The 26,499-nt window shown below is 64.2% G+C and carries 20 protein-coding genes; 17 read left to right on the forward strand and 3 right to left on the reverse strand.

The features are described 5' to 3' along the window. Positions 1–89: 89 nt before the first annotated feature. Together metK and J5M67_RS00185 are read right to left on the reverse strand one after the other, a co-directional pair. Positions 90–1,280: a methionine adenosyltransferase gene (gene metK / locus J5M67_RS00180; protein WP_207882106.1), complete on the reverse strand. Its 1,191-nt coding sequence runs from the start codon at positions 1,278–1,280 to the stop codon at positions 90–92. 17 nt (positions 1,281–1,297) lie between these two features. Next, positions 1,298–2,299: a metalloregulator ArsR/SmtB family transcription factor gene (locus J5M67_RS00185; protein ID WP_207882108.1), complete on the reverse strand. Its 1,002-nt coding sequence runs from the start codon at positions 2,297–2,299 to the stop codon at positions 1,298–1,300. Between the two features lie 223 nt (positions 2,300–2,522). On the opposite strand from J5M67_RS00185, the gene tkt reads away from it, so the two are divergent. The 8 genes from tkt to J5M67_RS00225 all read left to right on the forward strand — a co-directional run bounded on the left by tkt (position 2,523) and on the right by J5M67_RS00225 (position 10,356). After that, positions 2,523–4,520: a transketolase gene (tkt, locus tag J5M67_RS00190; RefSeq protein ID WP_207882110.1), complete on the forward strand. Its 1,998-nt coding sequence runs from the start codon at positions 2,523–2,525 to the stop codon at positions 4,518–4,520. A gap of 90 nt (positions 4,521–4,610) precedes the next feature. Then, entirely contained in the window at positions 4,611–5,657 is a 1,047-nt protein-coding gene (gene epd, locus J5M67_RS00195; RefSeq protein ID WP_207882112.1) for an erythrose-4-phosphate dehydrogenase, read from the forward strand. A 28-nt stretch (positions 5,658–5,685) separates the two neighbouring features. Next, positions 5,686–6,849: a phosphoglycerate kinase gene (locus J5M67_RS00200; protein ID WP_207882114.1), complete on the forward strand. Its 1,164-nt coding sequence runs from the start codon at positions 5,686–5,688 to the stop codon at positions 6,847–6,849. A gap of 160 nt (positions 6,850–7,009) precedes the next feature. After that, the gene (locus J5M67_RS00205; RefSeq protein WP_207882116.1) at positions 7,010–7,345 is read left to right on the forward strand and encodes an MliC family protein; all 336 of its coding nucleotides are present in this window, start codon (positions 7,010–7,012) and stop codon (positions 7,343–7,345) included. A gap of 104 nt (positions 7,346–7,449) precedes the next feature. Further along, entirely contained in the window at positions 7,450–8,514 is a 1,065-nt protein-coding gene (fba, locus tag J5M67_RS00210; protein ID WP_152226796.1) for a class II fructose-bisphosphate aldolase, read from the forward strand. A gap of 69 nt (positions 8,515–8,583) precedes the next feature. Next, on the forward strand, positions 8,584–9,003 hold the full coding sequence (locus tag J5M67_RS00215) for a hypothetical protein (protein WP_207882118.1): 420 nt from the start codon (positions 8,584–8,586) through the stop codon (positions 9,001–9,003). Positions 9,004–9,040: 37 nt separating this feature from the next. Further along, positions 9,041–9,811 carry a class I SAM-dependent methyltransferase gene (locus tag J5M67_RS00220; RefSeq protein ID WP_207882120.1) on the forward strand — a complete coding sequence of 257 codons (771 nt, stop codon included), beginning with the start codon at positions 9,041–9,043 and terminating at the stop codon, positions 9,809–9,811. A 50-nt stretch (positions 9,812–9,861) separates the two neighbouring features. Continuing rightward, positions 9,862–10,356: a YgjP-like metallopeptidase domain-containing protein gene (locus J5M67_RS00225; RefSeq protein ID WP_207882122.1), complete on the forward strand. Its 495-nt coding sequence runs from the start codon at positions 9,862–9,864 to the stop codon at positions 10,354–10,356. Positions 10,357–10,546: 190 nt separating this feature from the next. Here the strand turns inward: J5M67_RS00225 and J5M67_RS00230 are convergent, their stop codons facing one another. Next, complete coding sequence (locus J5M67_RS00230; RefSeq protein ID WP_207882124.1) at positions 10,547–12,985, reverse strand: penicillin-binding protein 1A; 2,439 nt, start codon at positions 12,983–12,985, stop codon at positions 10,547–10,549. A 185-nt stretch (positions 12,986–13,170) separates the two neighbouring features. On the opposite strand from J5M67_RS00230, the gene J5M67_RS00235 reads away from it, so the two are divergent. From J5M67_RS00235 to gltB, 9 genes are all read left to right on the forward strand, one after another. Beyond that, positions 13,171–14,235 carry a pilus assembly protein PilM gene (locus tag J5M67_RS00235; RefSeq protein WP_207882126.1) on the forward strand — a complete coding sequence of 355 codons (1,065 nt, stop codon included), beginning with the start codon at positions 13,171–13,173 and terminating at the stop codon, positions 14,233–14,235. Next, entirely contained in the window at positions 14,235–14,828 is a 594-nt protein-coding gene (gene pilN, locus J5M67_RS00240; protein WP_207882128.1) for a type 4a pilus biogenesis protein PilN, read from the forward strand. Before J5M67_RS00235 ends, pilN begins: the two co-directional genes overlap by 1 nt. Continuing rightward, positions 14,825–15,475 (forward strand): type 4a pilus biogenesis protein PilO, encoded by a 651-nt coding sequence (pilO, locus tag J5M67_RS00245; RefSeq protein ID WP_207882130.1) that lies wholly within the window; start codon positions 14,825–14,827, stop codon positions 15,473–15,475. Before pilN ends, pilO begins: the two co-directional genes overlap by 4 nt. Continuing rightward, entirely contained in the window at positions 15,472–15,996 is a 525-nt protein-coding gene (gene pilP, locus J5M67_RS00250) for a type 4a pilus biogenesis lipoprotein PilP (protein WP_207882132.1), read from the forward strand. The genes pilO and pilP overlap by 4 nt, the downstream gene beginning before the upstream one ends. 53 nt (positions 15,997–16,049) lie before the next feature. Then, positions 16,050–18,188 carry a type IV pilus secretin PilQ gene (gene pilQ / locus J5M67_RS00255; protein WP_207882134.1) on the forward strand — a complete coding sequence of 713 codons (2,139 nt, stop codon included), beginning with the start codon at positions 16,050–16,052 and terminating at the stop codon, positions 18,186–18,188. 8 nt (positions 18,189–18,196) lie between these two features. Then, a complete protein-coding gene (gene aroK, locus J5M67_RS00260) occupies positions 18,197–18,715 on the forward strand; it encodes a shikimate kinase AroK (protein ID WP_207882136.1) in 519 nt (172 codons plus the stop codon). Between the two features lie 50 nt (positions 18,716–18,765). Then, entirely contained in the window at positions 18,766–19,872 is a 1,107-nt protein-coding gene (aroB, locus tag J5M67_RS00265) for a 3-dehydroquinate synthase (protein WP_207882138.1), read from the forward strand. Positions 19,873–19,878: 6 nt separating this feature from the next. Further along, positions 19,879–21,567: an AAA family ATPase gene (locus J5M67_RS00270; protein WP_207882140.1), complete on the forward strand. Its 1,689-nt coding sequence runs from the start codon at positions 19,879–19,881 to the stop codon at positions 21,565–21,567. 462 nt (positions 21,568–22,029) lie between these two features. Further along, positions 22,030–26,475 (forward strand): glutamate synthase large subunit, encoded by a 4,446-nt coding sequence (gene gltB, locus J5M67_RS00275; RefSeq protein WP_207882144.1) that lies wholly within the window; start codon positions 22,030–22,032, stop codon positions 26,473–26,475. Positions 26,476–26,499 lie beyond the last annotated feature (24 nt).

Genomic DNA, 26,499 nt, shown 5'->3' on the forward strand with positions numbered 1-26,499 from the left:
GGATCGCGGACAGAGTCCGCTCCTACGAAAAGCGGCTACGCCAGAAACGAAAAAGCCCCGCCGAGGCGGGGCTTTTCCGAGGACGGACCTTACAGGCCGGCAGCGTCACGCAGGGCGGCAGCCTTGTCGGTGCGCTCCCAGGTGAAGGCGGTGAAGGTGTCGCCGTCGTAGGTCATTTCGAACGGGTTGCGGCCGAAGTGGCCGTAGGCCGCGGTCGGCTGATACATCGGGTGCAGCAGGTCGAGCATCTTGGTGATCGCGTACGGACGCAGGTCGAAGTGCTCGCGGACCAGCTGGACGATCTTGTCGTCGCTGATCTTGCCGGTGCCGAAGGTGTTGATCGAGATGGAGGTCGGCTGGGCCACGCCGATGGCGTAGGACACCTGGATCTCGCAACGCTCGGCCAGGCCGGCGGCAACGATGTTCTTGGCCACGTAGCGGCCGGCGTAGGCAGCCGAGCGGTCAACCTTGGACGGGTCCTTGCCGGAGAACGCGCCGCCGCCGTGACGGGCCATGCCGCCGTAGGAGTCGACGATGATCTTGCGGCCGGTCAGGCCGCAGTCGCCCACCGGGCCGCCGATCACGAAGTTGCCGGTCGGGTTGATGTGGAACTGGGTGTCCTTGTGCAGCAGCTCGGCCGGCAGCACCTGCTTGATGATCAGCTCCATCACGCCTTCGCGCAGGTCCTTGTAGCTGACTTCCGGGTTGTGCTGGGTGGACAGCACGATGGCGTCGATGCCGACCACCTTGCCGTTCTCGTAGCGGCAGGTGACCTGGGACTTGGCGTCCGGACGCAGCCACGGCAGCAGGCCGGACTTGCGGGCTTCGGCCTGGCGCTCGACCAGACGGTGGGAGAAGCAGATCGGCGCGGGCATCAGCACGTCGGTTTCGTTGCTGGCGTAGCCGAACATCAGGCCCTGGTCGCCAGCGCCCTGGTCTTCCGGCTTGGCGCGGTCGACGCCCTGGTTGATGTCCACGGACTGCTTGCCGATGATGTTCAGCACGCCGCAGGTGGCGCCGTCGAAGCCGACGTCGGAGCTGTTGTAGCCGATGTCGATGATGACCTTGCGCACCAGCTCTTCCAGGTCGACCCAGGCGGAGGTGGTGACTTCACCTGCGATGATGGCTACGCCGGTCTTGACCAGGGTTTCGCAGGCCACGCGGGCGTACTTGTCCTTGGCGATGATGGCGTCGAGCACCGCATCGGAAATCTGGTCCGCGATCTTGTCGGGATGGCCTTCGGAGACGGACTCAGAAGTGAAAACAGAGTATTCGCTCATCTAACGGTTCCTATCATTTACCGGTGGGTGAGGACGCTTCGCGGATCCGGCTTGGCGAAATGCCGCACCTGGATCTGAAAGCCATTACGTAAACCAATGTACAAACTTTCGCCGGGTTCGAGCCCGGCGGATTCGGCCCATTGGGCCAGGTCTTCCTGTTCGAACCCCAGCCAGAGATCACCGCAGGCCTCGCGGGCCCAGCTCTGGTCGTGGCTGCAGAGCTCCGTCACCAGCAGGCTGCCACCGGGTTTCACCAGGTGGGCCAGCTGCTTCACGGCCTCCGCCGGTGCGGCGAAGTGATGCAGCACCATGTTCAGCACCACGCAGTCCGCCGCGTCGTCGGCATCTTGCAGGGCATCGGCCAGTCGCAGCCGGACGTTGTTCAAGCCTTCGCTGGCGCAGCGTTGCCGCGCCATGTCGAGCATCGCCTCGCTGTTGTCCAGCGCGGTGACCTCGTCGAAGCGCCGGGCCAGCTCGGGGAGGAACCCGCCGTCGCCGGGACCGACTTCCAGCGCCGTGGCGCCGGGGGCGAAGCTCAGTGCGTCGAGCAGCGCCAGCACGCTTTCGCGGTATTGCGGCAGTCCTGCGATCAGGTCCTGCGTGGCCTGGAACTTCTCCGCGCTGCGGGCGAAGTAGTTGCGGCTCACCGCGGCGCGCTGGGCATGCACGCTGTCGATGCGCGCGCTGACGTCCTCCGGCAGCACCAGGCTGTCCACCTCCTCGAGCAGCGCACCGTGCAGCGTGCCGCCAAGGCTGTCGGCCTGGGGCAGGGCGCGGCGATAGAAGATCGCGTTGCCTTCGCGCCGCGTGGCCACCAGCCCGGCCTGGGCCAGCACCTTCAGGTGATGGCTCATGCCCGACTGACGGACGCCGAAGATATGCGCCAGCTCCAGTACGCCGAACGAATCGTTGGCCAGGGCGCGCAGCACGTTCAGTCGCAGCGGGTCGCCACCAGCCTTGCACAGGGCAGCCAACTGGTCGCAGTCGTCGTGGCGGATTTCGGGCAGGCGCAGGCTCATAGGTCGCGCAGTCTAGTCGTGGGCCAAAGTGTGGGCAATAGCTGTATCAAAAAGTTTTGATATTGCCGGATGGACGGTTTTTGATCAGTTGGCCGGTCCGGTCGGGTGCTCTGTGTCAGGCATCTGCCGATCTGTCATTGCCCCGCGGGGCCCGGCTGGGCGAAAATGCTGGCCTTTTTCATCCCTTCGATCATTCGAAGCAGCCCCCGCAGGAGATTCAGCGATGCCCAGCCGTCGTGAGCGAGCCAATGCCATCCGCGCACTGAGCATGGACGCCGTCCAGAAAGCCAACAGCGGCCATCCCGGCGCCCCCATGGGCATGGCGGATATCGCCGAAGTGCTCTGGCGCGACTACTTCAGGCACAACCCGAGCAACCCGCAGTGGGCCGATCGCGACCGCTTCGTGCTGTCCAACGGCCACGGCTCGATGCTGATCTACTCGCTGCTGCACCTGACCGGCTACGACGTCACCGTCGACGACCTGAAGAACTTCCGCCAGCTCAACTCGCGTACTCCGGGCCACCCGGAGTACGGCTACACCGCCGGCGTCGAGACCACCACCGGTCCGCTGGGCCAGGGCATCGCCAACGCCGTGGGCATGGCGCTGGCCGAGAAGGTACTGGGTGCGCAGTTCAACCGCGACGGCCATGCCATCGTCGACCACTACACCTACGCCTTCCTGGGCGACGGCTGCATGATGGAAGGCATCTCCCACGAGGTGGCTTCGCTGGCCGGCACCCTGCGCCTGAACAAGCTGATCGCCTTCTACGACGACAACGGCATCTCCATCGATGGCGAAGTCGAGGGCTGGTTCACCGACGACACCCCGAAGCGTTTCGAAGCCTACGGCTGGCAGGTGATCCGCAACGTCGACGGGCATGACGCCGACGAGATCAAGACCGCCATCGACACCGCCCGCAAGAGCGACGTCCCGACCCTGATCTGCTGCAAGACCGTGATCGGTTTCGGCTCGCCGAACAAGCAGGGCAAGGAAGAGTGCCACGGCGCTCCCCTGGGCAACGACGAAATCGCCGCCACCCGCGCCGCGCTGGGCTGGAACCACGGCCCGTTCGAAGTCCCGGCGGAGATCTACGCCGAGTGGAGCGCCAAGGAAGCCGGCGCCAGCCACGAGAACGAGTGGAACCAGCGCTTCGCCGCCTACCAGGCTGCGCACCCGGAACTGGCCGCGGAATTCCAGCGCCGCGTTGCCGGCGAGCTGCCGGCCGACTTCGCCGAGAAGGCCGCCGCCTACGTCGCCGAAGTCGCCAGCAAGGGCGAGACCATTGCCAGCCGCAAGGCCAGCCAGAACGCGCTGAACGCCTTCGGCCCGCTGCTGCCGGAATTCCTCGGCGGCTCGGCTGACCTGGCCGGTTCCAACCTGACCCTGTGGAAGGGCTGCAAGGGCGTGAGCGCCGAAGACGCCAGCGGCAACTACATGTTCTACGGCGTGCGCGAGTTCGGCATGAGCGCCATCATGAACGGCGTGGCCCTGCACGGCGGCTTCATCCCCTACGGCGCGACCTTCCTGATCTTCATGGAATACGCCCGCAACGCGGTGCGCATGTCCGCCCTGATGAAGCAGCGCGTGCTCTACGTGTTCACCCACGACTCCATCGGTCTGGGCGAAGACGGCCCGACCCACCAGCCGATCGAGCAGCTGGCCAGCCTGCGGATGACCCCGAACCTGGACACCTGGCGCCCGGCCGACGCGGTGGAGTCCGCGGTGGCCTGGAAGTACGCCATCGAGCGCGCCGACGGTCCGTCCGCGCTGATCTTCAGCCGCCAGAACCTGCCGCACCAGGCTCGCGATGCCGCCCAGGTGGCCGACGTGGCCCGTGGCGCCTACGTGCTCAAGGACTGCGACGGCGAGCCGGAACTGATCCTGATCGCCACCGGCTCCGAAGTCGGCCTGGCCGTGCAGGCGTTCGACAAGCTCAGCGCCGAAGGCCGCAAGGTGCGCGTGGTTTCGATGCCGTCCACCAGCGTGTTCGACCAGCAGGATGCCGGCTACAAGCAGGCCGTGCTGCCGGTCCAGGTGGGCGCACGCATCGCCATCGAAGCCGCCCACGCCGACTACTGGTACAAGTACGTAGGCCTGGAAGGCCGCGTCATCGGCATGACCACCTTCGGCGAATCGGCCCCGGCCCCGGCGCTGTTCGAGCACTTCGGCTTCACCGTCGAGAACGTGCTGGAAGTCGCCGCCGAGCTGCTCGACGCCTGATAAGGCTCTTGTAGGAGCGAGCTTGCTCGCGAATGGCATTGCTCGGTTCGCGAGCAAGCTCGCTCCTACGAAGAACCACAAGGGATAACAATGTCCAAGCGCCCTTACCGAGTTGCCCTCAACGGCTACGGCCGCATCGGCCGCTGCGTGTTCCGTGCCCTGCACGAACGCCGCGCCAAGGCTGATTTCTCCATCGTCGCCCTGAACGATCTGGCGGACCTTGCCAGCCTGGAGTACCTGACCCGCTTCGACTCCACCCACGGCCGCTTCCCCGGCGAGGTGAGCGTGGATGACGGCTGCCTGCACATTGGCGGCGACTGCGTGAAGGTGTTCCGCGAGGCGACTCCCGAGGCCATCGACTGGCGTGCGCTGGATGTCGACCTGGTGCTGGAGTGCTCCGGCGTCTACCACACCCGTGCCGATGGCGAGCGTTTCCTCGCTGCCGGCGCACCGCGCGTGCTGTTCTCCCAGCCCATGGCCAGCGAGACGGACATCGACGCCACGGTGGTCTTCGGCATCAACCAGCAGGGCCTGACCGGCGCCGAGCAACTGGTGTCCAACGCTTCCTGTACCACCAACTGCAGCGTGCCGCTGCTCAAGCTGCTGAACGAGGCCGTGGGCATCGAGTACGTCTCGATCACCACCATCCATTCGGCGATGAACGACCAGCCGGTGATCGACGCCTACCACCATGAAGACCTGCGCCGTACGCGCTCGGCCTTCCAGTCGGTGATTCCGGTGTCCACTGGTCTGGCGCGTGGCATCGAGCGCCTGCTGCCGGAACTTGCCGGGCGTATCCAGGCCAAAGCCATTCGGGTGCCGACGGTGAACGTCTCGGCCCTGGACATCACCCTGCAGGTCTCCCGCGACACCTCTGCCGAGGAGATCAACCGCGTGCTGCGCCAGGCCGCCACCGAAGGCCCGCTGAAAGGCCTGCTGGCGTACACCGAGCTGCCCCACGCCAGCTGCGATTTCAACCATGACCCGCACTCGGCCATCGTCGATGGCAGCCAGACCCGCGTTTCCGGCCCCCGCCTGGTGAACGTGCTGGCCTGGTTCGACAACGAGTGGGGGTTCGCCAACCGCATGCTCGACACCGCAGGTCACTACCTGCGGGTCGCCGCTACCGAACGTTAATCAAACAGCCCCAACAGGACTGACTGTCATGACCGTGTTGAAGATGACCGACCTCGACCTCCAAGGTAAGCGCGTACTGATCCGCGAAGACCTCAACGTTCCGGTGAAGGACGGTGTGGTCAAGAGCGACGCGCGTATCCTGGCCTCGCTGCCGACCATCAAGCTGGCCCTGGAGAAGGGCGCGGCGGTAATGGTCTGCTCGCACCTGGGCCGCCCGACCGAGGGCGAATACTCCGAAGAGAACAGCCTGCAGCCGGTCGCCGACTACCTGTCCAAGGCCCTGGGCCGCGCCGTGCCGCTGGTCAAGGACTACCTGGGCGGCGTCGACGTGAAGGCCGGTGAAGTCGTTCTGTTCGAGAACGTGCGCTTCAACAAGGGCGAGAAGAAGAACGCCGACGAGCTGGCGCAGAAGTACGCCGCCCTGTGCGACGTGTTCGTCATGGACGCCTTCGGCACCGCTCACCGCGCCGAGGGTTCGACCCACGGCGTGGCCAAGTTCGCCAAGGTCGCCGCGGCCGGCCCGCTGCTGGCCGCCGAGCTGGAAGCACTGGGCAAGGCCCTGGGTAACCCGGCGCGCCCGATGGCGGCCATCGTCGCCGGCTCCAAGGTGTCCACCAAGCTCGACGTGCTCAACAGCCTGGCGCAGATCTGCGACCAACTGATCGTCGGCGGCGGCATCGCCAACACCTTCCTCGCCGCGGCGGGCCACAAGGTTGGCAAGTCGCTGTACGAAGCCGATCTGGTCGACACCGCCAAGGCCATCGCCGCCAAGGTCAGCGTTCCCCTGCCGGTGGACGTCGTGGTCGCCAAGGAGTTCGCCGAGACCGCCGTCGCTACCGTCAAGGACATCGCTGACGTGGCCGACGACGACATGATCCTGGACATCGGCCCGAAGACCGCTGCCCAGTTCGCCGAACTGCTGAAGACTTCCAAGACCATCCTGTGGAACGGTCCGGTGGGCGTGTTCGAGTTCGACCAGTTCGGTGAAGGCACCAGGACCCTGGCCAAGGCCATTGCCGAGAGCCCGGCGTTCTCCATCGCCGGCGGCGGCGACACCCTGGCGGCCATCGACAAGTACGGCATCGGCGAGCAGATCTCCTACATTTCCACCGGTGGCGGCGCCTTCCTCGAGTTCGTCGAGGGCAAGGTCCTGCCGGCCGTGGAAGTACTGGAGCAGCGCGCCAAGGCCTGAGGTCTTCGCCGACGGGCGCGGATCGATCAGTCGACTCGCTCCCATCCGTACAGCGCCGCCCTCGTGTGATCGTGGGCGGCGCTGGCGTTCCAGCTGTAGGCCGGGCAAGCTGGCACATTGGATGCTCGGCGGGTATGCCGACTCAAGGGAGAGTTGCCCGATGCTGCGTTATGTTGTCCCGGCCCTCGCTCTGTCACTGGTCGCCGGATGCTCCAGCCATTCGTCCGGTGGCGCCGGCGGCAAGGAGTCCGGCTGGAATCGCTGGACCTGCGACAGCCAGGCCGAAGTCATCTGGCGTTACGTGGATGTCAGCAAGTCGGTAGTCGACCTGCGCCTGGGTGAGGATGACGTGGTTCATCACCTGGAGGAGGAACCCGGCGGAGCCGGCGCTTTCTATAGTGACGGACTGGTCGGATTCAGCATTACCGGCGAGCAGGGATTGATCTACTGGGTCGAGAGCAACGATCTCATCGGCCGAGGTTGCAAGGCGCGCTGAAGCGCCGACTGTCCAGGCCGAGGCCTGGATACTTGAACACCGCCTGCCCGTGGGGCAGGCTTTTGAACAACTGAACGAGCCCGACTTCTGGGAGAAGCGAAACCATGGCACTCATCAGCATGCGCCAAATGCTGGATCACGCCGCCGAATTCGGCTACGGCGTTCCGGCCTTCAACGTCAACAACCTCGAGCAGATGCGCGCCATCATGGAAGCGGCCGACAAGACCGACTCCCCGGTGATCGTGCAGGCCTCCGCCGGTGCCCGCAAATACGCCGGTGCGCCCTTCCTGCGCCACCTGATCCTCGCGGCCATCGAAGAATTCCCGCACATCCCGGTGTGCATGCACCAGGACCACGGCACCAGCCCTGACGTCTGCCAGCGCTCCATCCAGCTGGGCTTCAGCTCGGTGATGATGGACGGCTCGCTGAAGGAAGACGGCAAGACCCCGGCCGACTACGAGTACAACGTCCGCGTGACCCAGCAGACCGTTGCCTTCGCCCACGCCTGCGGCGTGTCCGTGGAAGGTGAGCTGGGCTGCCTGGGCTCCCTGGAAACCGGCATGGCCGGCGAGGAAGACGGCGTCGGCGCCGAAGGCGTGCTGGACCACAGCCAGCTGCTGACCGATCCGGAAGAAGCTGCCGACTTCGTCAAGAAGACCCAGGTCGATGCCCTGGCGATTGCCATCGGCACCAGCCACGGCGCCTACAAGTTCACCAAGCCGCCGACCGGCGACATCCTCGCCATCGACCGCATCAAGGCGATCCACGCGCGCATTCCGGGTACCCACCTGGTGATGCACGGTTCGTCCTCCGTCCCGCAGGACTGGCTGGCGATCATCAACGAATTCGGCGGCGAAATTCCGGAAACCTACGGCGTTCCGGTCGAGGAAATCGTCGAAGGCATCAAGTACGGCGTGCGCAAGGTGAACATCGACACCGACCTGCGTCTGGCCTCCACCGGCGCCATCCGCCGCTTCCTGGCGAAGAACCCGAGCGAGTTCGACCCGCGCAAATACTTCGCCAAGACCGTCGAAGCCATGCGCGACGTCTGCATCGCCCGCTACGAAGCCTTCGGCACCGCCGGCCACGCCTCCAAGATCAAGCCGATCTCCCTGGAAGGCATGTTCCAGCGTTACGCCAAGGGTGAGCTCGAAGCGAAGGTCAACTGATCCCGCTCCGTTCGCCAAGAGCCCCGCATTGCGGGGCTCTTTCGTATCTGCCAGAAGGAGATTGATGGCATGTCGATGCTGCGTGCCGGGCTTGCCGCCCTGTCGCTGGCGCTGCTCGCCGGCTGTTCGTTGCGCCCCGCGGAACCCCCGGCGCCACCGCCCAAGCCGCCGGTGGACCTGCCGGTGGATGCGCAGAACTGCCTGACCCACCAGGAGTGCACGCTGAAGACCTCACGCACCCTGCTGTTCGTCTTCGACTATGCCGAGGCGGGGGCGGCCCTGGTGGAAAACGAGAACCGCGTGCTCAGCACGCCGGAGAAGGCGCCGAAGAAAGGCTGGCCGGCGATCCGCATCCAATTGGCCGACCCCGATGGCGGCCGCTTCGAATTTGCCAGCGAATGTCGGCAGAAACGTTGCCGGATCAAGAGTTCGCGCCTGCTCAGCTGCTACCGTAGCTATCTTGATGGCAAAACCTGCCGGTTCCGCTGAGCGCTTGTGCTCGGGCCGGGCTGGCTCAGGAGGCACGATGACGGATGTGCATGGCAGTGCGCGGGAGGGGTACGCCCGCGAAGCGAAAGCCTATGCCCACGGGCGACCGGACTATCCGGAGGAGCTGCTCGGCTGGCTCGGCGAGGAGCTGGAGATCGGCCCGGGCAAGGACGTGCTCGACCTTGGCGCGGGCACCGGCAAGTTCACCGCCTTGCTGGTGCGCACAGGCGCGCAGGTCACCGCAATCGAGCCGGTGGCGGCGATGCGCGAGCAACTGAGCGCGACCCTGCCGGCGGTAAGGGTGCTCAACGGTACTGCCCAGGCGATTCCCCTGACGGCGGGAAGCATGGAAGCGCTGACCTGCGCCCAGGCCTTCCATTGGTTCGCCGACGAGCGCGCACTCGCCGATATCCATCGGGTCCTACGTCCGGGCGGCCATCTCGGCCTGGTCTGGAACGTGCGTGATGAGCGGGTCGACTGGGTCGCCGAAGTGACTCGCATCGTCGAGCGCTACGAGGGCAGCACGCCGCGCTTCCACACCGGCGAATGGCGCCGGGCGTTTGCCGGCGCACAATTCGCGCCGCTGCGCCTGCGGGAGTTCAGCTACCAGCACATCGGCCCGCCGGAGCAGGTGATCGTGTCGCGCATCCTGTCGGTCAGCTTCATCGCTGCGCTGCCGGACGAACAGAAACAGCGGGTCGCCGAGCAGCTGCGGGAGTTGATCGGCACTCATCCGGCCCTCAAAGGCCGCGCGGAGGTGGCATTCCCCTACCGTACCGAGGCCTACAGCACCCAGGCACTGGGTTGAGCGGGGAATGCGGTAGACTGGCGGCCTGATTTCCCGCCAGTCGCCGTCCCATGCAGCCGCTCCGCTATCTCCAGGCCTACCCGCAACAGCTCCAGGACCAGGTGCGCCAGCTCATCGAGCAGGACCGCCTCGGTGAGTACCTGGAGCGCCGCTATCCCGGCCGTCATGACGTGCAGAGCGACAAGGCGCTGTATGGCTATGTCATGGACCTGAAGCAGCAGTACATGCGCACCGCGCCTGCGGTGGACAAGGTGCTCTACGACAACAAGCTGGACGTGGTGCAGCGTGCCCTCGGCCTGAATACCGCGATTTCGCGGGTACAGGGCGGCAAGCTCAAGGCGAAGAAGGAGATCCGCGTCGCCTCGCTGTTCAAGGATGCGGCGCCGGAGTTCCTGCAGATGATCGTGGTCCATGAGCTGGCGCACCTGAAGGAGCGCGACCACAGCAAGGCCTTCTACCAGCTGTGCGAGCACATGCTGCCGGGTTACCACCAGCTCGAGTTCGATTTGCGTGTCTACCTGACCTGGCGCGATCTGCCTCAGTAGGACAGGCGCACCAGCCAGCTGGGCTTCGCTGCTGCGGGAAGCCCCTGACGCGCCGGATGGGGTCGGTCGTCCGGGGTTGTTCGCCGCCGCAAGCGGCAGGTTAATCAATGCTTTGGCGAAATGCCATGATTCTTTGAGAATCATTCCCTCAATGCAAAAGCCCCTCTTGCGAGGGGCTTTTGTCTGCCTGTCAGAACAGGTCGATCGGCGCTTCTTCTTCTGCCGGCATGCCGCTTCCCGGCGCGCTTCCCGGAGCCAGTTCGCTCATCGAGGGCGGCGTATCCTCGTTCTTGAACAGCTCGAAGTAAGCGCCCGGTGTGCCCGGTGCGGCTGCGCGGCCGGTCACCGGATCGATCCGCAGGCTGACCATGCCGGCGGGTTCGGGCAGCAGGTGCGAGGGTTTGTCCTTCAGCGCCGCGCCCATGTAGCGCATCCAGATCGGCAGGGCGACGTTGCCGCCGTACTCGGCACGACCGAGGCTGTCGGGCTGGTCGAAGCCGACCCAGACGGTGGTCATGTAATCGGCGTTGAAGCCGGAGAACCAGGCGTCCTTGGATTCGTTGGTGGTGCCGGTCTTGCCTGCCAGGTCGTCGCGCTTGAGCGCCAGGGCGCGGCGGCCGGTGCCACGCTTGATCACATCCTGCAGCATGCTGGTCATGATGTAGGCGGTGCGGGCATCGATGATGCGCTCGGCGGCGGCCGGCTCGATGGTGGTCTTGGCCAGGCTCGGGTCGTCGTTGCCCAGTTCGTTGGTGCCGGTGGATTGCGCCTGGGGCGGCGTGGGCTGGGCCTGTGTCTCGTCAGCGGGTACCCGCGGCGGATTGGCCTGATAGACCACCTGGCCGTCGCGGCTTTCGATGCGCTCGACCACGTAGGGCGAAACCTTGAAGCCGCCGTTGGCGAAGGTGCTCCAGGCGGAGGCAATTTCCAGCGGCGTCAGGGTGGCGGTGCCGAGCGCCATCGACAGGTTCGGCGGCAGCTCGTCCTTGTTGAAGCCGAAGCGGCTGATGTAGTTGCGCGCGCGCTCGACGCCCAGGCCCTGGAGGATGCGGATCGACACCATGTTGCGCGACTTGTACAGCGCCTCGCGCATCGGGATCGGGCCGAGGAAGGTGTTGGTGTCGTTCTTCGGCCGCCAGACCTTGTCCAGGTATTCGTCATAGAACACCACGGGAGCGTCGTTGATCAGCGAGGCGGCGGTGAAACCGTTGTCTAGTGCGGCGCTGTAGATGAACGGCTTGAAGCTGGAGCCGGGCTGGCGCTTGGCCTGGGTCGCGCGGTTGTAGTTGCTCTGCTCGAAGGAGAAGCCGCCGACCAGCGCCATGATCGCGCCGTCCTGCGGATTCAGCGAAACCAGCGCGCTCTGCGCCGCCGGCACCTGACTCAGGCGCAGCGAGCCGTCTTCGCGGCGTTGCACGCGGATCACGTCGCCAGGCTGGACTACATCGCTCGGCTGGCGCGGCATCGGCCCCATGCTGTTGTTGCTGAGGAAAGGACGTGCCCATTTCATGCCGTCCCAGCCGAGCGCTTCTTCCTTGCCGTCCCGAGTCATCACCAGGGCGCCGCTCTTTTCCACCTGGACGACGATCGCCGGCTCCAGGCCGCCGAGTGGGCGCTGCTGGGCAATCGCCTGGCGCCAGGCATCGCGGGTCTTGCCGGGCAGGCGGGTTTCCGGGCCGCGGTAGCCGTGCCGCTGGTCGTATTCCTGCAGGCCGTCGCGCAGCGCATCGTTGGCGTCGTCCTGCAGGTCGCTGCGCACGGTGGTATAGACGCGGTAGCCCTCGGTATAGGCATCTCCGCCAAAGCGGCCGACCAGTTCGGCGCGCGCCATTTCGGCGATATACGGTGCCGCCAGTTCCGGACTCTGAACGTGGTAGGAGGCCGCAATGGGCTCCTTCACGGCGGCGTCGTAGCGCGGCTGGTCGATGAAGCCCAGCTTGAGCATGCGCTCGAGGATCCAGTTGCGACGTTCCAGGCTGCGTGCTGGGTTGGCCAGCGGGTTGTAGCGTGATGGCGCCTTCGGCAGGCCGGCGATCATCGCCATCTGCGCCAGGCTCAAGTCCTTGATCGATTTGCCGTAATAGACCTGGGCGGCAGCTTCCACGCCGTAGGCGCGGTTGCCGAGATAGATCTTGTTGACGTACAGCTCGAGGATCTCGTCCTTGGTCAGCGACCGCTCGATCTGTAGCGCGAGCAATATCTCATTGATCTTTCGGGAGAAACTACGCTCGTTGGTGAGAAAGTAGTTCTTCGCCACCTGCATGGTGATGGTACTGCCGCCCGTCTGGATATGTCCGGTCTTCAATAATTGCGCGGCAGCGCGCATCAGGCTTTTGACGTCGACGCCATAATGATTGGCGAAGTTGTCATCCTCGGCCGACAGCAATGCGTGGGTGAAATCCTGGGGGATTTCAGCAAAGCGAATCGGCGTGCGGCGCATCTCGCCAAACTCTGCTATCAATTTGTTATCGCTGCTGTACACGCGCAATGGCATCTGCAAACGCACGTTGCGCAAGGCCTCCACGGACGGGAGGTTGGGGCTGAGGTAGAGATAGGCGCCGCTGAAACTGAGCAGCAATCCACAGATTATGGTGACGCAGGTCCACCACAGAAACTTCAGCAGGCGCATTGGAAGGTCTTGGATTTCCAGAGAAAAGAAAGAGTTAAGCGGATGGCGCGGCAAAAAGGGAAAAGCTGATCACATTATAAGCAATTTTTTTCCCGGTGAGCCATTTGCGAAGGTGTCAAGTCTGGTATCTAATGTGAAAAAACATAAATCGTCCGTAAGTCTCGGATGCTGATAGGAAATCAGTCGTGCTAGGGCTATTCAATAAGAAAGCGAACACGCTGCTGGGGATAGACATCAGTTCGACTTCGGTCAAACTCCTCGAACTGAGCCGCTCTGGAGGCCGCTACAAAGTAGAGGCCTACGCTGTCGAGCCGCTCCCGCCCAATGCAGTCGTAGAAAAGAACATCGCTGAGCTGGAGGGTGTCGGCCAGGCGTTGTCACGTGTGGTCGCCAAGGCGCGCACCGGCGTGAAGACGGCTGCGGTCGCTGTCGCCGGCTCGGCGGTCATCACCAAGACCATCGAGATGGACGGCGGTCTCTCGGAAGACGAGTTGGAGAACCAGCTCAAGATCGAGGCCGACCAGTACATCCCCTATCCCCTCGAAGAAGTCGCGATCGACTTTGAAGTCCAGGGCGCATCCGCACGAAACGCCGAGCGCGTCGATGTTCTCCTCGCCGCTTGTCGAAAGGAAAACGTCGAGGTGCGCGAGGCGGCTCTGGCGCTGTCGGGTCTGACGGCCAAGGTCGTCGACGTCGAGGCCTACGCGCTGGAAAGAGCGTTCAGTCTGCTGGGTGATCAGCTGGGCGGCAATGCCGACGAGCTCACAGTCGCGGTGGTCGACATCGGCGCCACCATGACCACCCTGAGCGTGCTGCACCACGGCCGCACCATCTATACGCGCGAGCAGCTGTTCGGCGGGCGTCAGCTCACCGAGGAGATCCAGCGTCGCTACGGGTTGTCCGTGGAAGAAGCCGGTCTTGCCAAGAAGCAGGGTGGTCTTCCGGATGACTACGACAGCGAAGTTCTGCAACCGTTCAAGGATGCGGTCGTTCAGCAGGTATCCCGTTCGCTGCAGTTCTTCTTCGCAGCCGGTCAGTTCAACGACGTGGATTACATCCTGCTGGCGGGCGGTACGGCTTCCATCCCGGATCTGGACAGATTGATCCAGCAGAAGATCGGTACTCCGACACTCGTGGCCAATCCCTTCACCGACATGGTGCTCAGCGGCAAGGTCAATGCGGGGGCTCTGGCCAGTGACGCGCCGGCGCTGATGATTGCCTGCGGTCTGGCGATGAGGAGTTTCGACTGATGACTCGCATCAACCTATTGCCGTGGCGGGAACAGCTGCGCGAGGAGCGCAAGCAGCGCTTCCTGGTGACCCTGGGGGCGGTGCTGCTGGCCTCGGGGGCGCTCGTCTTCCTGGGGGACCAGTACTTCAATTCGGCCATCGAGAACCAGAATGCGCGTAACGATTTCCTGCGCAAGGAGATCGCCGTGCTCGATGCGCGAATCAAGGAAATCAGCGAACTGAAGACTCGCCGGCAGCAATTGCTGGAGCGTATGAAGATCATTTCGGACCTGCAGGGCAACCGTCCGATCATCGGCCGGGTATTCGACCAGCTGGTCCGTACGCTGCCCGATGGCGTCTATTTCACCAACCTGAAGATGACCGGGAAATCCATTGCCATTGCGGGGGCGGCCGAGTCGAACAATCGGGTGTCCAACCTGATGCGTAACCTGGATGCTTCCGAGTGGCTGAAGGCGCCGAACCTGACGGAAGTGAAGGCGGTGACCCAGGGCGCCGTGGATCAGGCGAACATCTTCCAGCTGACGGTTCAACAGACCCAGCCCGGCGCGGAAGAGACGGTGCAGAAGAACGTCGCGCAAGGAGCCAAGAAATGAGTCTGGCCAGTTCCCTCGAGAGCTTGCGCAAGATCGACGTCAACGATCTTGACCTGAACAACCTCGGCTCCTGGCCGGCGGCGGTCAAGGTCATCGCCTGCATCCTGCTGATGGCCGTGGTGCTCGCGCTTGGCTACAACTTCCATCTGAAGGACCTGCAGGAACAACTGGATCGGCAACGCTCCGAAGAGGAGACGCTCAAGCAGCAGTTTTCCACCAAGGCGTTCCAGGCGGCCAATCTGGAAGCCTACAAGACCCAGATGAAGGAGATGGAGGAGTCCTTCGGCGCCTTGCTGCGGCAGCTGCCCAGCGACACCGAAGTCCCCGGGTTGCTCGAAGACATCACCCGTACCGGCCTGGGAAGTGGGCTCGAGTTCGAGGAGATCAAGCTGCTGCCGGAAGTGACCCAGCAGTTCTATATAGAGTTGCCCATCCAGATCAGTGTCGTGGGCGGCTATCACGACCTGGCGACCTTCGTCAGCGGTGTGGCCAGCCTTCCGCGGATCGTCACCCTGCACGACTTCGAGATCAAGCCGGCCAGCGCCGACAGCACGTCCCGGTTGAGGATGACCATCCTGGCCAAGACCTATCGCTATAACGACAAGGGCGTGAAGGTTAATGCCCCGAGCACGGGAGCCAAGAAATGAGGGGGCGCCTGATCATTTGCGGTTTCCTGCTCCTGAACCTGGGGGGGTGCGGTTCCGGAGGCGACTTCGGCGACCTGCAGGCTTATATGGACGAGGTACGTGCGCGTCCCAAGGGGGCCATCGAGCCTCTGCCCAAGTTCCAGCCGTATGAAGCGTTCACCTACAGTGCCTCGGCATTGCGCAGCCCGTTCCAGCCGCCGGTCAAGATCGATCTGGCGGTGAAGCAGAAGGGCAACAAGGTGGTCAAGCCTGACGAAACCCGGGTCAAGCAGTTCCTGGAAGGCTTCAATATCGAAACCTTCGAGATGGTGGGGACCTTGTCCAGGGACAACCAGATGTTCGCGCTCGTAAAAGGTGCAGGAGGGGTGCACCGGGTACGGATCGGCGACTACCTGGGGCGCAACGACGGCAAGATCATTGCCATCAGCGAAGGCAAGATCGACGTGATTGAAATCGTTCCTGATGGTGAGGGTGGCTGGCTTGAGCGTCCGCGCAGCCTGACTCTCAAGGAACGCTCCTAAGGGCGGGGATGAACATGGATAACAAACTGCAGTCTGCACGACGGATTCAGACGATGAATAAAATGCTTTCCCGCCTGAGCATCTCCTTGCTCGCGGCAGTCTTCGCGCCGGCGCTGCTGGCCGCCAACCTGCAGAGCGTCGATGTGGCAGCCCTGCCGGGCGACCGGGTCGAGCTGAAGCTGGGCTTTGACGGGCCGGTCGCGACGCCGCGTGGCTACACCATCGAGCAGCCGGCACGCATCGCGCTGGACTTGCCGGGTGTGCAGAACAAGCTGGGTAGTAAGAACCGCGAGCTGGGAGTGGGCAATGCCCGCAGCCTGACGGTGGTCGAGGCCAAGGATCGCACTCGCCTGATCGTCAACCTGGCCACCCTGGTGCCATATACCACTCGTTCAGAAGGTTCGAATCTGTACGTCGTGGTCGGTGGGGCGGGCGCGACTTCGAATTCCTACGCTTCCGCTGCACCGGTTTCCGCACCGGTTGCCAAGCCTGCTCAGCCCAAACCATACGTTCCAGCCGGCAAGGCGATTCGCAATATTGATTTCCAGCGTGGCGAGCAGGGCGAAGGCAATGTCGTGATCGACCTGTCCGATCCGACCGTCAGCCCGGACATCCAGGAACAGGGCGGCAAGATCCGCCTGGAATTCCCGCGTACCCAGCTGCCCGACAACCTGCGCGTGCGCCTGGACGTGAAGGACTTCGCGACTCCGGTGCAGTTCGTCAATGCGTCCGCGGCGGGCGACAAGGCCAGCATCACCATCGAGCCGACCGGCCTGTATGACTATCTCGTTTATCAGACCGATAACCGGATGACCGTCAGCATCAAGCCGATGACCCAGGACGATGCCGAGAAGCACAAGAAGGACACCTTCGCCTATACCGGTGAGAAGCTGTCGCTGAACTTCCAGGACATCGATGTGCGCTCGGTGCTGCAGCTGATTGCCGACTTCACCGACCTGAACCTGGTGGCCTCCGATACCGTTCAGGGCAATATCACCCTGCGTCTGCAGAATGTGCCGTGGGACCAGGCGCTGGACCTGGTGCTGAAGACCAAGGGCCTGGACAAGCGCAAGGTGGGTAACGTCCTGCTGGTCGCTCCGGCGGAAGAGATCGCGGCGCGTGAGCGTCAGGAGCTCGAAGCGCAGAAGCAGATTTCCGAGTTGGCTCCCCTGCGTCGCGAGCTGATTCAGGTGAACTACGCCAAGGCAGCCGACATCGCCAAGCTGTTCCAGTCGGTTACTGGTGTTGGCGGTGCTCCGGGTACAGCGCCGGCTGGCGTGGATAATCGCGGCTCGCTTACCGTGGATGATCGTACCAATGCGATCATTGCCTACCAGACCCAGGATCGCCTGGATGAGCTGCGCCGCATCGTCGCTCAGCTGGATATCCCGGTTCGCCAGGTAATGATCGAGGCGCGCATCGTCGAGGCAGCAGTGGACTACAGCAAGAGCCTGGGCGTCCGCTGGGGCGGCGCGTTCAGCTCTGGCAACTGGGACTTCTACGGCAAGGACGGGGCTCGGACCATCAATAATGGCCAGGTATCCTTGCCGGGCACCGACACGATTGGCAACTTCACCTCGCAGAATGGTGTGGCGCCGGTCCCGTTCGTCGACATGGGCGTCGCCAACAGCACGTCGGGCATCGGCATCGGCTTCCTGAGCGATCATGCCATGCTCGACCTGCAACTGTCCGCCATGGAGAAGAGCGGTAACGGTGAAGTGGTCTCCCAGCCGAAGGTCGTCACCTCCGACAAGGAAACCGCGAAGATCCTGAAGGGTTCGGAGATTCCGTACCAGGAAGCCAGCTCCAGTGGCGCGACCTCGGTGTCCTTCAAGGAGGCCGCGCTGGCCCTGGAAGTGACCCCGCAGATCACGCCGGACAACCGCATCATCATGGAAGTCAAGGTCAACAAGGACGAGCCGGACTACGCCAACGCACTCAATGGCGTGCCGCCGATCAAGAAGAACGAAGTGAACGCGAAAGTGCTGGTCAACGATGGCGAAACCATCGTGATCGGTGGCGTGTTCTCCAACACCCAGACCAAGGCGACCGACAAGGTTCCGTTCCTGGGCGACGTTCCGTTCATTGGACGCCTGTTCCGTCGCGATACGGTAACCGACAGCAAGAACGAGCTGCTGGTTTTCCTTACCCCGCGGATCATGAATAATCAGGCCTTTGCAGTCGGCCGTTGATCAATGTCGTGTCCAATTTGATTCTGGTAGGCCCGATGGGGGCTGGGAAAAGCACCATCGGGCGTCTTCTCGCCAAAGAGCTTCACCTCGTTTTCAAGGATTCGGATAAAGAGATCGAGCAGCGCTGCGGAGCCAACATCCCCTGGATATTCGATGTCGAGGGCGAGGCGGGCTTCCGTGAGCGCGAGCAGTCGATGCTTGCCGAGTTGTGCGCCGAAGGTGGCATGGTCGTCGCCACGGGCGGCGGCGCGGTGATGCGCGATGCCAATCGGCAAATTCTCAAGAACGGCGGCAAGGTGATCTACCTGCATGCCTCGGTCGAGCAGCAGATTTCCCGCACCGCGCGCGACAAGAACCGCCCGCTGCTGCAGAAGCCCAATCCGGATCAGATCCTGCGTGACCTCATGCAACTGCGTGATCCGCTGTATCGCGAAATCGCCGATGTGATCATCGAAACCGACGAGCGGCCACCGCGCCTGGTGGTTCTGGAAATCCTGGAGCGTTTGCGTGAGTTGGAGCGCCATTAACGGCGCTCCAATCTGCGGTATCCTAGTCCCCTTTCTTGCCTGGGGGTTTCATGCGCACACTCAACGTCGATCTGGCCGATCGCAGCTACCCGATCTACATCGGAGAGGGGCTGCTGGATGATCCGCGCTACTTCGAGCCGCACATTCGCGGCCGTCAGGTAGCCATCGTCACCAACGAAACCATCGCGCCGCTGTACCTGGATCGACTGCAGAAGACCCTGGCCGGCTACAAGGTCATCACGGTCGTGCTCCCCGATGGCGAAGCCTACAAGCAGTGGGAAACCCTGCAGCTGATCTTCGATGGCCTGCTGACTGCGCGCCATGACCGCAAGACCACCCTGATCGCCCTCGGTGGCGGCGTTATCGGCGATATGACCGGTTTCGCCGCGGCCTGCTACCAGCGCGGTGTCGATTTCATCCAGGTGCCGACCACCCTGCTGTCACAGGTCGACTCCTCGGTAGGCGGCAAGACCGGTATCAACCACCCGCTGGGCAAGAACATGGTCGGCGCGTTCTACCAGCCGCAGGCCGTGGTCATCGACACCACCACGCTGCGCACCCTCCCGCCGCGAGAGCTGTCCGCCGGGCTGGCGGAAGTCATCAAGTACGGCTTCATCTGCGACGAGCCGTTCCTGACCTGGCTGGAAACGCACATGGATGACCTGCTGGCGCTGGAGCCGACTGCGCTCACCGAGGCCATCGAGCGCTCCTGCGCCGCCAAGGCCCGCGTGGTCGGCGCCGATGAGAAGGAAACTGGTGTCCGTGCGACCCTCAACCTGGGCCATACCTTCGGCCATGCCATCGAAACCCACATGGGGTATGGCGTCTGGCTGCATGGCGAGGCGGTCGGAGCGGGAACCGTGATGGCACTTGAGATGTCGCATCGGCTGGGATGGCTGACAAGTGTCGAGCGTGATCGTGGCATTCGTCTGCTGGCTGCGGCAAAGCTGCCGGTCGTTCCGCCGCAGGAAATGAACGCCGAGCATTTTCTCGAGCACATGGCCGTCGACAAGAAAGTGCTCGATGGGCGTTTGCGTCTGGTCTTGCTCCAAGGGCTGGGGGCCGCGGTCGTGACCGCCGAATTCCCCCGTGAGATTCTGGAAGAAACACTGCGCGCTGACTACCAGACACTGGTCGGTCAGGCAGGAGAGCAATGAGGTCCCATGTCCAGTTTGCACGCCGATGAGGCCTTTCTGGCCCACTACCAGTTCAGTCATGACCCGTTTGCACCCCGGGTTCCCGGCTTCAAGTTCTTCCCGGCGCAGCGCAAGCCTGTCCTGGGGCAACTGCACCATCTGGCACGCTACAGCCACCTGCTGCTGGCCGTAACCGGCCCGGTCGGTAGCGGCAAGACGCTGCTGCGCCAGGCACTGGTGGCCAGCACCAACAAGGACGCGGTTTCCAGCGTGGTCATCTCCGGCCGCTCGGTGACCGACGAAGCCACCCTGCTGCGTCAACTGGCGCAGGGCCTGGGCATCACCCAGACCAGTCTTGAGCCCATCCTGGCCAAGGTTGCCCAGCTGGCGATCACCGGGCAGGACGTCTATCTGCTGGTGGACGACGCCGAGCAACTGCGTGATGAAGCTCTGGAGGTCCTGCTGCTCCTGGCCGCCGGCAACACCGAGGCGCGCCTGCACGTCTTCCTGTTTGGCGAACAGGCCCTGCTGTCGCGCCTGGAAGTGTTGTCCGAAGGCGAAGAACGCTTCCACGCCATCGAACTGCAGCCTTACAGCGAAGAAGAGACCCGCGAATACCTCGCGCAGCGGCTGGAGGGTGCGGGGCAGGGCATCGAACTGATTTCCGCCGACCTGCTGGCCGATATCCATGAGCAATCCGGCGGCTGGCCGGGAGCGATCAACCAGGCCGCCCGGGATGCGATGATCGAAGCGATGCTGGCTGACCGCGGCGGCGCCCGCAAGGCTGCCAGCAGCGGCTTCAAGCTGCCGAAGAAGCACCTGGCCATTCTCGGCGTGGTCGCCATCGGCGTCGTCGCTGCCTGGTTCATGCAGGGCAAGACCAGCAAGCCTGAAACGACCGGCAACACCGCTGCACAGACATCCTCCCAGCTGCCGCTGGGTGGCGCGGCGCCGCAGCCGGATGCCCAGCCGAAGCCCGATGCCCAGGGCGGTGGCCCGTCGGTCGAGTTCGCCGGCTCCAACCAGCCGCTGCCGTTGCCGCTGGTAGGCGAAAGCCAGCCGGTGATCCGCGAACCCATGGCCCAGGCCGGTGGTCAGGAAGATGCCGACGAAGGCGCCATGCCGTCCGCGGCCATTCCGCCAACCGTGACCACTTCCGCGCCGCCGGTAACGCCGTTGGCCAATAATGGCCCGGCACCCCTGAACCCGGTGCCGCCGGCGCCGACCCAGGCGCAGCCAGCGACGCAACCGACGCCGAAGCCGGCACCGACCCAGGCTGCTACGCCGCGTCCCGAGCCGGTCAAGCCTGCCGCCACCGCTGCGGCCAAGCCTGCAGCCAAGCCGGCAGCGACCAAGCCTGCTACCACCGTCGCCAGCGCCAAGCCGGCCACGGCCAGCAAGCCTGCTGCCACCGGTGGCACGGGCAGCAGCAGCTGGTACCAGTCCCAGGCCGGTTCGCGCTACTCCGTGCAGGTGCTGGGCACCGGCTCGGAAGCCAGTGCCAAGGCCTTCATCAGCCAGCAGGGCGGTGGTGACTACCGTTACTTCCGCAAGAACCTGCAGGGCAAGCCGTTCTACGTCGTGACCTACGGCAGCTTCGCCGACCGCACCGCCGCACAGGCCGCGATCAAGAAACTGCCGGCGAAGATCCAGGCCTCCAAGCCCTGGGCCCGACCCTTCTCCAGTATCCAGCAGGACATCGCCGGAGCGCGCTGAAAGGTCGCACTGTCGCAATAATGAAAAAGCCGGGCCCCATAACATGGGGCTCGGCTTTTTTATTGGGTTGTTTCTTTGGCTGCATTCTTATAAAAATGCGACATCGGGTGTCGGCAGTGCGTCAAAAAAAACAGTGACGCCAGTCGCGCCGTGTGTACAATGACCTCCCTTTGCCTATCGGAAACTTGCCGCTTGAGCGAGTAGACAGGCAAAGCGCTTGATAGAGGGTCTGCTGACGTTTCGTCATGGCCAGACCGGCACCGCCGCCACGTTGGGTAAGACGTGGCAATTCGCGCGGAACGGTCATTCCAGGTGAACCAGGGGCTGGAGCGGCGCTGCACAATAGATGCGGCCCGTGCCTTTGGGGTGCGCGGGAAACAAGCCAGCAAAGGCGAAACCAGGCGATGGCGAAACGTCAGCAGACCCTGGAAATTAAAAAAGTTTTGCCGGTGAGAGTTCCCTATGAAAGCAGGTCTGTACCATCCTGAGACGTTCAAGGATAACTGCGGATTCGGTCTGATCGCCCATATGACGGGCGAGGCAAGCCACGAACTTCTGCAAACCGCCATCGAAGCACTGACCTGCATGACCCACCGAGGTGGGATCAACGCGGACGGGAAAACCGGGGACGGCTGTGGGCTGCTGATCCAGAAGCCCGACCAGTTCCTGCGCGCCGTGGCCCAGGAATCCTTCGGCGTCGAGCTGCCCGCCCAATATGCGGTGGGCATGGTCTTCTTCAACCAGGACCCGGTGAAGGCCGAAGCCGCCCGCGCGAACATGAATCGCGAGATCGAGCGCGCCGGCCTGAAGTTGGTCGGCTGGCGCAAGGTGCCGATCGACACCAGCGTCCTGGGTCGCCTGGCGCTGGAGCGCCTGCCGCAGATCGAGCAGGTGTTCATCGGCGGTGAAGGCCTGTCCGACCAGGAATTCGCGGTCAAGCTGTTCAGCTCCCGTCGCCGCTCCTCCGTGGCCAACGCCGAGGACGCCGACCACTATGTCTGCAGCTTCTCGCACAAGACCATCATCTATAAGGGCCTGATGATGCCGGCGGACCTCGCCGCCTTCTATCCGGACCTCTCCGACGAGCGCCTGAAGACCGCCATCTGCGTGTTCCACCAGCGCTTCTCGACCAACACCCTGCCGAAATGGCCGCTGGCCCAGCCGTTCCGCCTGCTGGCGCACAACGGTGAGATCAACACCATCACCGGCAACCGCAACTGGGCCCAGGCCCGCCGCGCCAAGTTCGCCAACGAATGGATGCCGGATCTCGAAGAGCTGGGCCCGCTGGTCAACCGCGTGGGCTCGGACTCCTCCAGCATGGACAACATGCTCGAGCTGATGGTCACCGGCGGCATGGACATGTTCCGTGGCCTGCGCATGATCATTCCGCCGGCCTGGCAGAACGTCGAGACCATGGACGCCGACCTGCGCGCGTTCTACGAATTCAACTCGTTGCACATGGAGCCGTGGGACGGCCCGGCCGGCGTCGTGCTGACCGATGGTCGCTACGCCGTCTGCCTGCTCGACCGCAACGGCCTGCGCCCCTCGCGTTGGGTTACCACCAAGAACGGCTACATCACCCTCGCCTCGGAAATCGGCGTGTGGGACTACAAGCCCGAGGACGTGATCGCCAAGGGCCGCGTCGGCCCGGGCCAGATCCTCGCGGTGGACACCGAGACCGGCCAGCTGCTGCAGACCGAGGACATCGACAACCGTCTGAAGTCGCGCCACCCCTACAAGCAGTGGCTGCGCCAGAGCGCGCTGCGCATCCAGGCGACCCTGGACGACGACCAGGGCGTGGCCAGCTACGACGGCGACCAGCTCAAGCAATACATGAAGATGTTCCAGGTCACCTTCGAGGAGCGTGACCAGGTGCTGCGTCCGCTCGCCGAGCAGGGCCAGGAAGCCGTCGGCTCGATGGGCGACGATACCCCGATGGCGGTGCTGTCCAAGCGCATCCGTTCGCCGTACGACTATTTCCGCCAGGTCTTCGCGCAGGTGACCAACCCGCCGATCGACCCGCTGCGCGAAGCGATCGTAATGTCGCTGGAAACCTGCCTGGGCATCGAGCAGAACATCTTCGAAGAGTCCCCGCACCACGCCAATCAGGCGATCCTGACTACCCCGGTGATCTCCCCGGCGAAGTGGCGGACCCTGATGAACCTGGAGCGTCCGGGCTTCGACCGTCACCACATCGACCTGAACTACGACGAGTCCGTCGGCCTCGAAGCGGCCGTGCGCAACATCGCCGACCAGGCTGAGGAGGCCGTGCGCGCCGGCAAGGTACTGCTGGTGCTGTCCGACCGCCACATCGCTCCCGGCAAGCTGCCGGTGCATGCGGCCCTGGCCGTCGGCGCCGTGCACCATCGCCTGGTGCAGACCGGCCTGCGTTGCGATTCCAACATCCTGGTGGAAACCGCTACTGCCCGTGACCCGCACCACTTCGCGGTGCTGGTGGGCTTCGGCGCGTCCGCGGTCTACCCGTTCCTCGCCTACGAGGTGCTGGCCGACCTGATCCGCACCGGTGAAGTGCTGGGCGACCTCTACGAGGTCTTCAAGTACTACCGCAAGGGCATCTCCAAGGGGATGCTGAAGATCCTCTCGAAGATGGGCATCTCTACCATCGCCTCCTACCGTGGCGCCCAGCTGTTCGAAGCCATCGGCCTGTCCGACGAGGTCACCGGCCTGTGCTTCCCGGGTACCCCGAGCCGCATCCAGGGCGCGCGCTTCATCGACATCGAGAACGAGCAGAAGCTGCTGGCCTTCGAGGCCTGGAACAACCGCAAGCCGATCCAGCAGGGCGGCCTGCTGAAGTTCGTCTACGGCGGGGAATACCACGCCTACAACCCGGACGTGGTGAACACCCTGCAGGCCGCCGTGCAGCAGGGCGACTATGCCAAGTTCAAGGAATACACCGCGCTGGTCGACCAGCGCCCGGTCTCCATGCTGCGCGACCTGCTCAAGGTCAAGACCAGCGAGCAGCCGCTGGGCCTGGACGAGATCGAGCCGCTGGAGTCCATCTTCAAGCGCTTCGACGCCGCCGGCATCTCCCTCGGTGCGCTGTCTCCGGAGGCCCACGAGGCCCTGGCCGAAGCCATGAACCGCCTGGGCGGCCGTTCCAACTCCGGTGAAGGTGGCGAAGACCCGGCGCGCTACGGCACGCTGAAGAGCTCGAAGATCAAGCAGGTGGCCACCGGCCGCTTCGGTGTGACCCCGGAATACCTGGTCAACGCCGAAGTCCTGCAGATCAAGGTGGCCCAGGGCGCCAAGCCCGGCGAGGGCGGCCAGCTGCCCGGCGGCAAGGTCAACGGCCTGATCGCCCGCCTGCGCTATGCCGTGCCCGGCGTGACCCTGATCTCGCCGCCGCCGCACCACGACATCTACTCCATCGAAGACCTTGCCCAGCTGATCTTCGACCTCAAGCAGGTCAACCCGCAGGCGCTGGTTTCGGTGAAGCTGGTGTCCGAGCCCGGCGTCGGCACCATCGCCGCGGGCGTGGCCAAGGCCTATGCCGACCTGATCACCATTTCCGGCTACGACGGCGGCACCGGCGCCTCGCCGATCACCTCCATCAAGTACGCCGGTTCCCCGTGGGAGCTGGGCCTCGCCGAGGCGCACCAGACCCTGCGCGGCAACGACCTGCGCGGCAAGGTCCGGGTGCAGACCGACGGCGGCCTGAAGACCGGCCTGGACGTGATCAAGGCGGCCATCCTCGGCGCCGAGAGCTTCGGCTTCGGCACCGCGCCGATGATCGCCCTGGGCTGCAAATATCTGCGCATCTGCCACCTGAACAACTGCGCCACCGGCGTTGCCACCCAGAACGACAAGCTGCGCAAGGACCACTTCATCGGCACCGTGGACATGGTGGTGAACTTCTTCACCTTCATCGCCAGCGAGACCCGTGAGTGGCTGGCCAAGCTCGGCGTGCGCAGCCTGGAAGAACTGATCGGCCGTACCGACCTGCTGGAAATCCTCCCGGGCGAGACGCCCAAGCAGGGCAACCTCGACCTCACGCCGCTGCTGGGCAGCGACCTGATCCCGGCCGAGAAGCCGCAATTCTGCGAAGTCGACAAGAACCCGCCGTTCGACCAGGGCCTGCTGGCCGAGAAGATGGTCGAGCTGGCCCGCTCCGCCATCCAGGGCGCCAAGGGCGGCGAGTACGAACTGGACATCTGCAACTGCGACCGTTCCATCGGCGCGCGGATTTCCGGCGAGATCGCCAAGGTCCACGGCAACCAGGGCATGGCCAAGGCGCCGATCACCTTCCGCTTCAAGGGCACCGCGGGCCAGAGCTTCGGCGTATGGAACGCCGGCGGCCTGCACCTGTACCTGGAAGGCGACGCCAACGACTACGTGGGCAAGGGCATGACCGGCGGCAAGCTGGTCGTCACCCCGCCCAAGGGCAGCCCGTTCAAGTCGCAGGAGTCGGCGATCGTTGGCAACACCTGCCTCTACGGCGCCACGGGCGGCAAGTTGTTCGCCGCCGGTACCGCGGGCGAGCGTTTCGGCGTGCGCAACTCCGGCGCCCACGCCGTGGTTGAAGGCACGGGTGACCACTGCTGCGAGTACATGACCGGCGGTTTCATCTGCGTACTGGGCAAGACCGGCTACAACTTCGGCTCCGGCATGACCGGTGGCTTCGCTTATGTCCTCGACATGGACAACACCTTCGTTGACCGCGTGAACCATGAGCTGGTGGAAATCCAGCGCATCAGCGGCGAAGCGATGGAGGCCTACCGCAGCCACCTGCGCAAGGTCCTGGTCGAGTACGTGGCGGAAACCGCGAGTGAATGGGGCGCACATCTGCTGGAGAACCTCGACGATTACCTGCGTCGGTTCTGGCTGGTGAAGCCGAAGGCCGCAAGCCTCGGTTCCCTGCTGACCAGCACCCGTGCCAACCCGCAATAAGCGCTCGAAGTCTGAAGAGGTCTT

It is taken from the genome of Pseudomonas sp. 30_B, assembly GCF_017491605.1.
In the GTDB taxonomy this organism is placed as follows: domain Bacteria; phylum Pseudomonadota; class Gammaproteobacteria; order Pseudomonadales; family Pseudomonadaceae; genus Pseudomonas.

What these genes read in the sequence shown, in the direction of transcription:
- aroB (WP_207882138.1), top strand. Translation starts at nt 18,766, where the DNA reads ATGCGCACACTCAACGTCGATCTGGCCGATCGCAGCTACCCGATCTAC.
- pilO (WP_207882130.1), top strand. Translation starts at nt 14,825, where the DNA reads ATGAGTCTGGCCAGTTCCCTCGAGAGCTTGCGCAAGATCGACGTCAAC.
- fba (WP_152226796.1), top strand. Translation starts at nt 7,450, where the DNA reads ATGGCACTCATCAGCATGCGCCAAATGCTGGATCACGCCGCCGAATTC.
- J5M67_RS00220 (WP_207882120.1), top strand. Translation starts at nt 9,041, where the DNA reads ATGACGGATGTGCATGGCAGTGCGCGGGAGGGGTACGCCCGCGAAGCG.
- J5M67_RS00230 (WP_207882124.1), bottom strand. Translation starts at nt 12,985, where the DNA reads ATGCGCCTGCTGAAGTTTCTGTGGTGGACCTGCGTCACCATAATCTGT.
- J5M67_RS00225 (WP_207882122.1), top strand. Translation starts at nt 9,862, where the DNA reads ATGCAGCCGCTCCGCTATCTCCAGGCCTACCCGCAACAGCTCCAGGAC.
- pilP (WP_207882132.1), top strand. Translation starts at nt 15,472, where the DNA reads ATGAGGGGGCGCCTGATCATTTGCGGTTTCCTGCTCCTGAACCTGGGG.
- metK (WP_207882106.1), bottom strand. Translation starts at nt 1,280, where the DNA reads ATGAGCGAATACTCTGTTTTCACTTCTGAGTCCGTCTCCGAAGGCCAT.
- epd (WP_207882112.1), top strand. Translation starts at nt 4,611, where the DNA reads ATGTCCAAGCGCCCTTACCGAGTTGCCCTCAACGGCTACGGCCGCATC.
- pilN (WP_207882128.1), top strand. Translation starts at nt 14,235, where the DNA reads ATGACTCGCATCAACCTATTGCCGTGGCGGGAACAGCTGCGCGAGGAG.
- tkt (WP_207882110.1), top strand. Translation starts at nt 2,523, where the DNA reads ATGCCCAGCCGTCGTGAGCGAGCCAATGCCATCCGCGCACTGAGCATG.
- pilQ (WP_207882134.1), top strand. Translation starts at nt 16,050, where the DNA reads ATGAATAAAATGCTTTCCCGCCTGAGCATCTCCTTGCTCGCGGCAGTC.
- J5M67_RS00270 (WP_207882140.1), top strand. Translation starts at nt 19,879, where the DNA reads ATGTCCAGTTTGCACGCCGATGAGGCCTTTCTGGCCCACTACCAGTTC.
- J5M67_RS00185 (WP_207882108.1), bottom strand. Translation starts at nt 2,299, where the DNA reads ATGAGCCTGCGCCTGCCCGAAATCCGCCACGACGACTGCGACCAGTTG.
- J5M67_RS00200 (WP_207882114.1), top strand. Translation starts at nt 5,686, where the DNA reads ATGACCGTGTTGAAGATGACCGACCTCGACCTCCAAGGTAAGCGCGTA.
- J5M67_RS00205 (WP_207882116.1), top strand. Translation starts at nt 7,010, where the DNA reads ATGCTGCGTTATGTTGTCCCGGCCCTCGCTCTGTCACTGGTCGCCGGA.
- J5M67_RS00215 (WP_207882118.1), top strand. Translation starts at nt 8,584, where the DNA reads ATGTCGATGCTGCGTGCCGGGCTTGCCGCCCTGTCGCTGGCGCTGCTC.
- gltB (WP_207882144.1), top strand. Translation starts at nt 22,030, where the DNA reads ATGAAAGCAGGTCTGTACCATCCTGAGACGTTCAAGGATAACTGCGGA.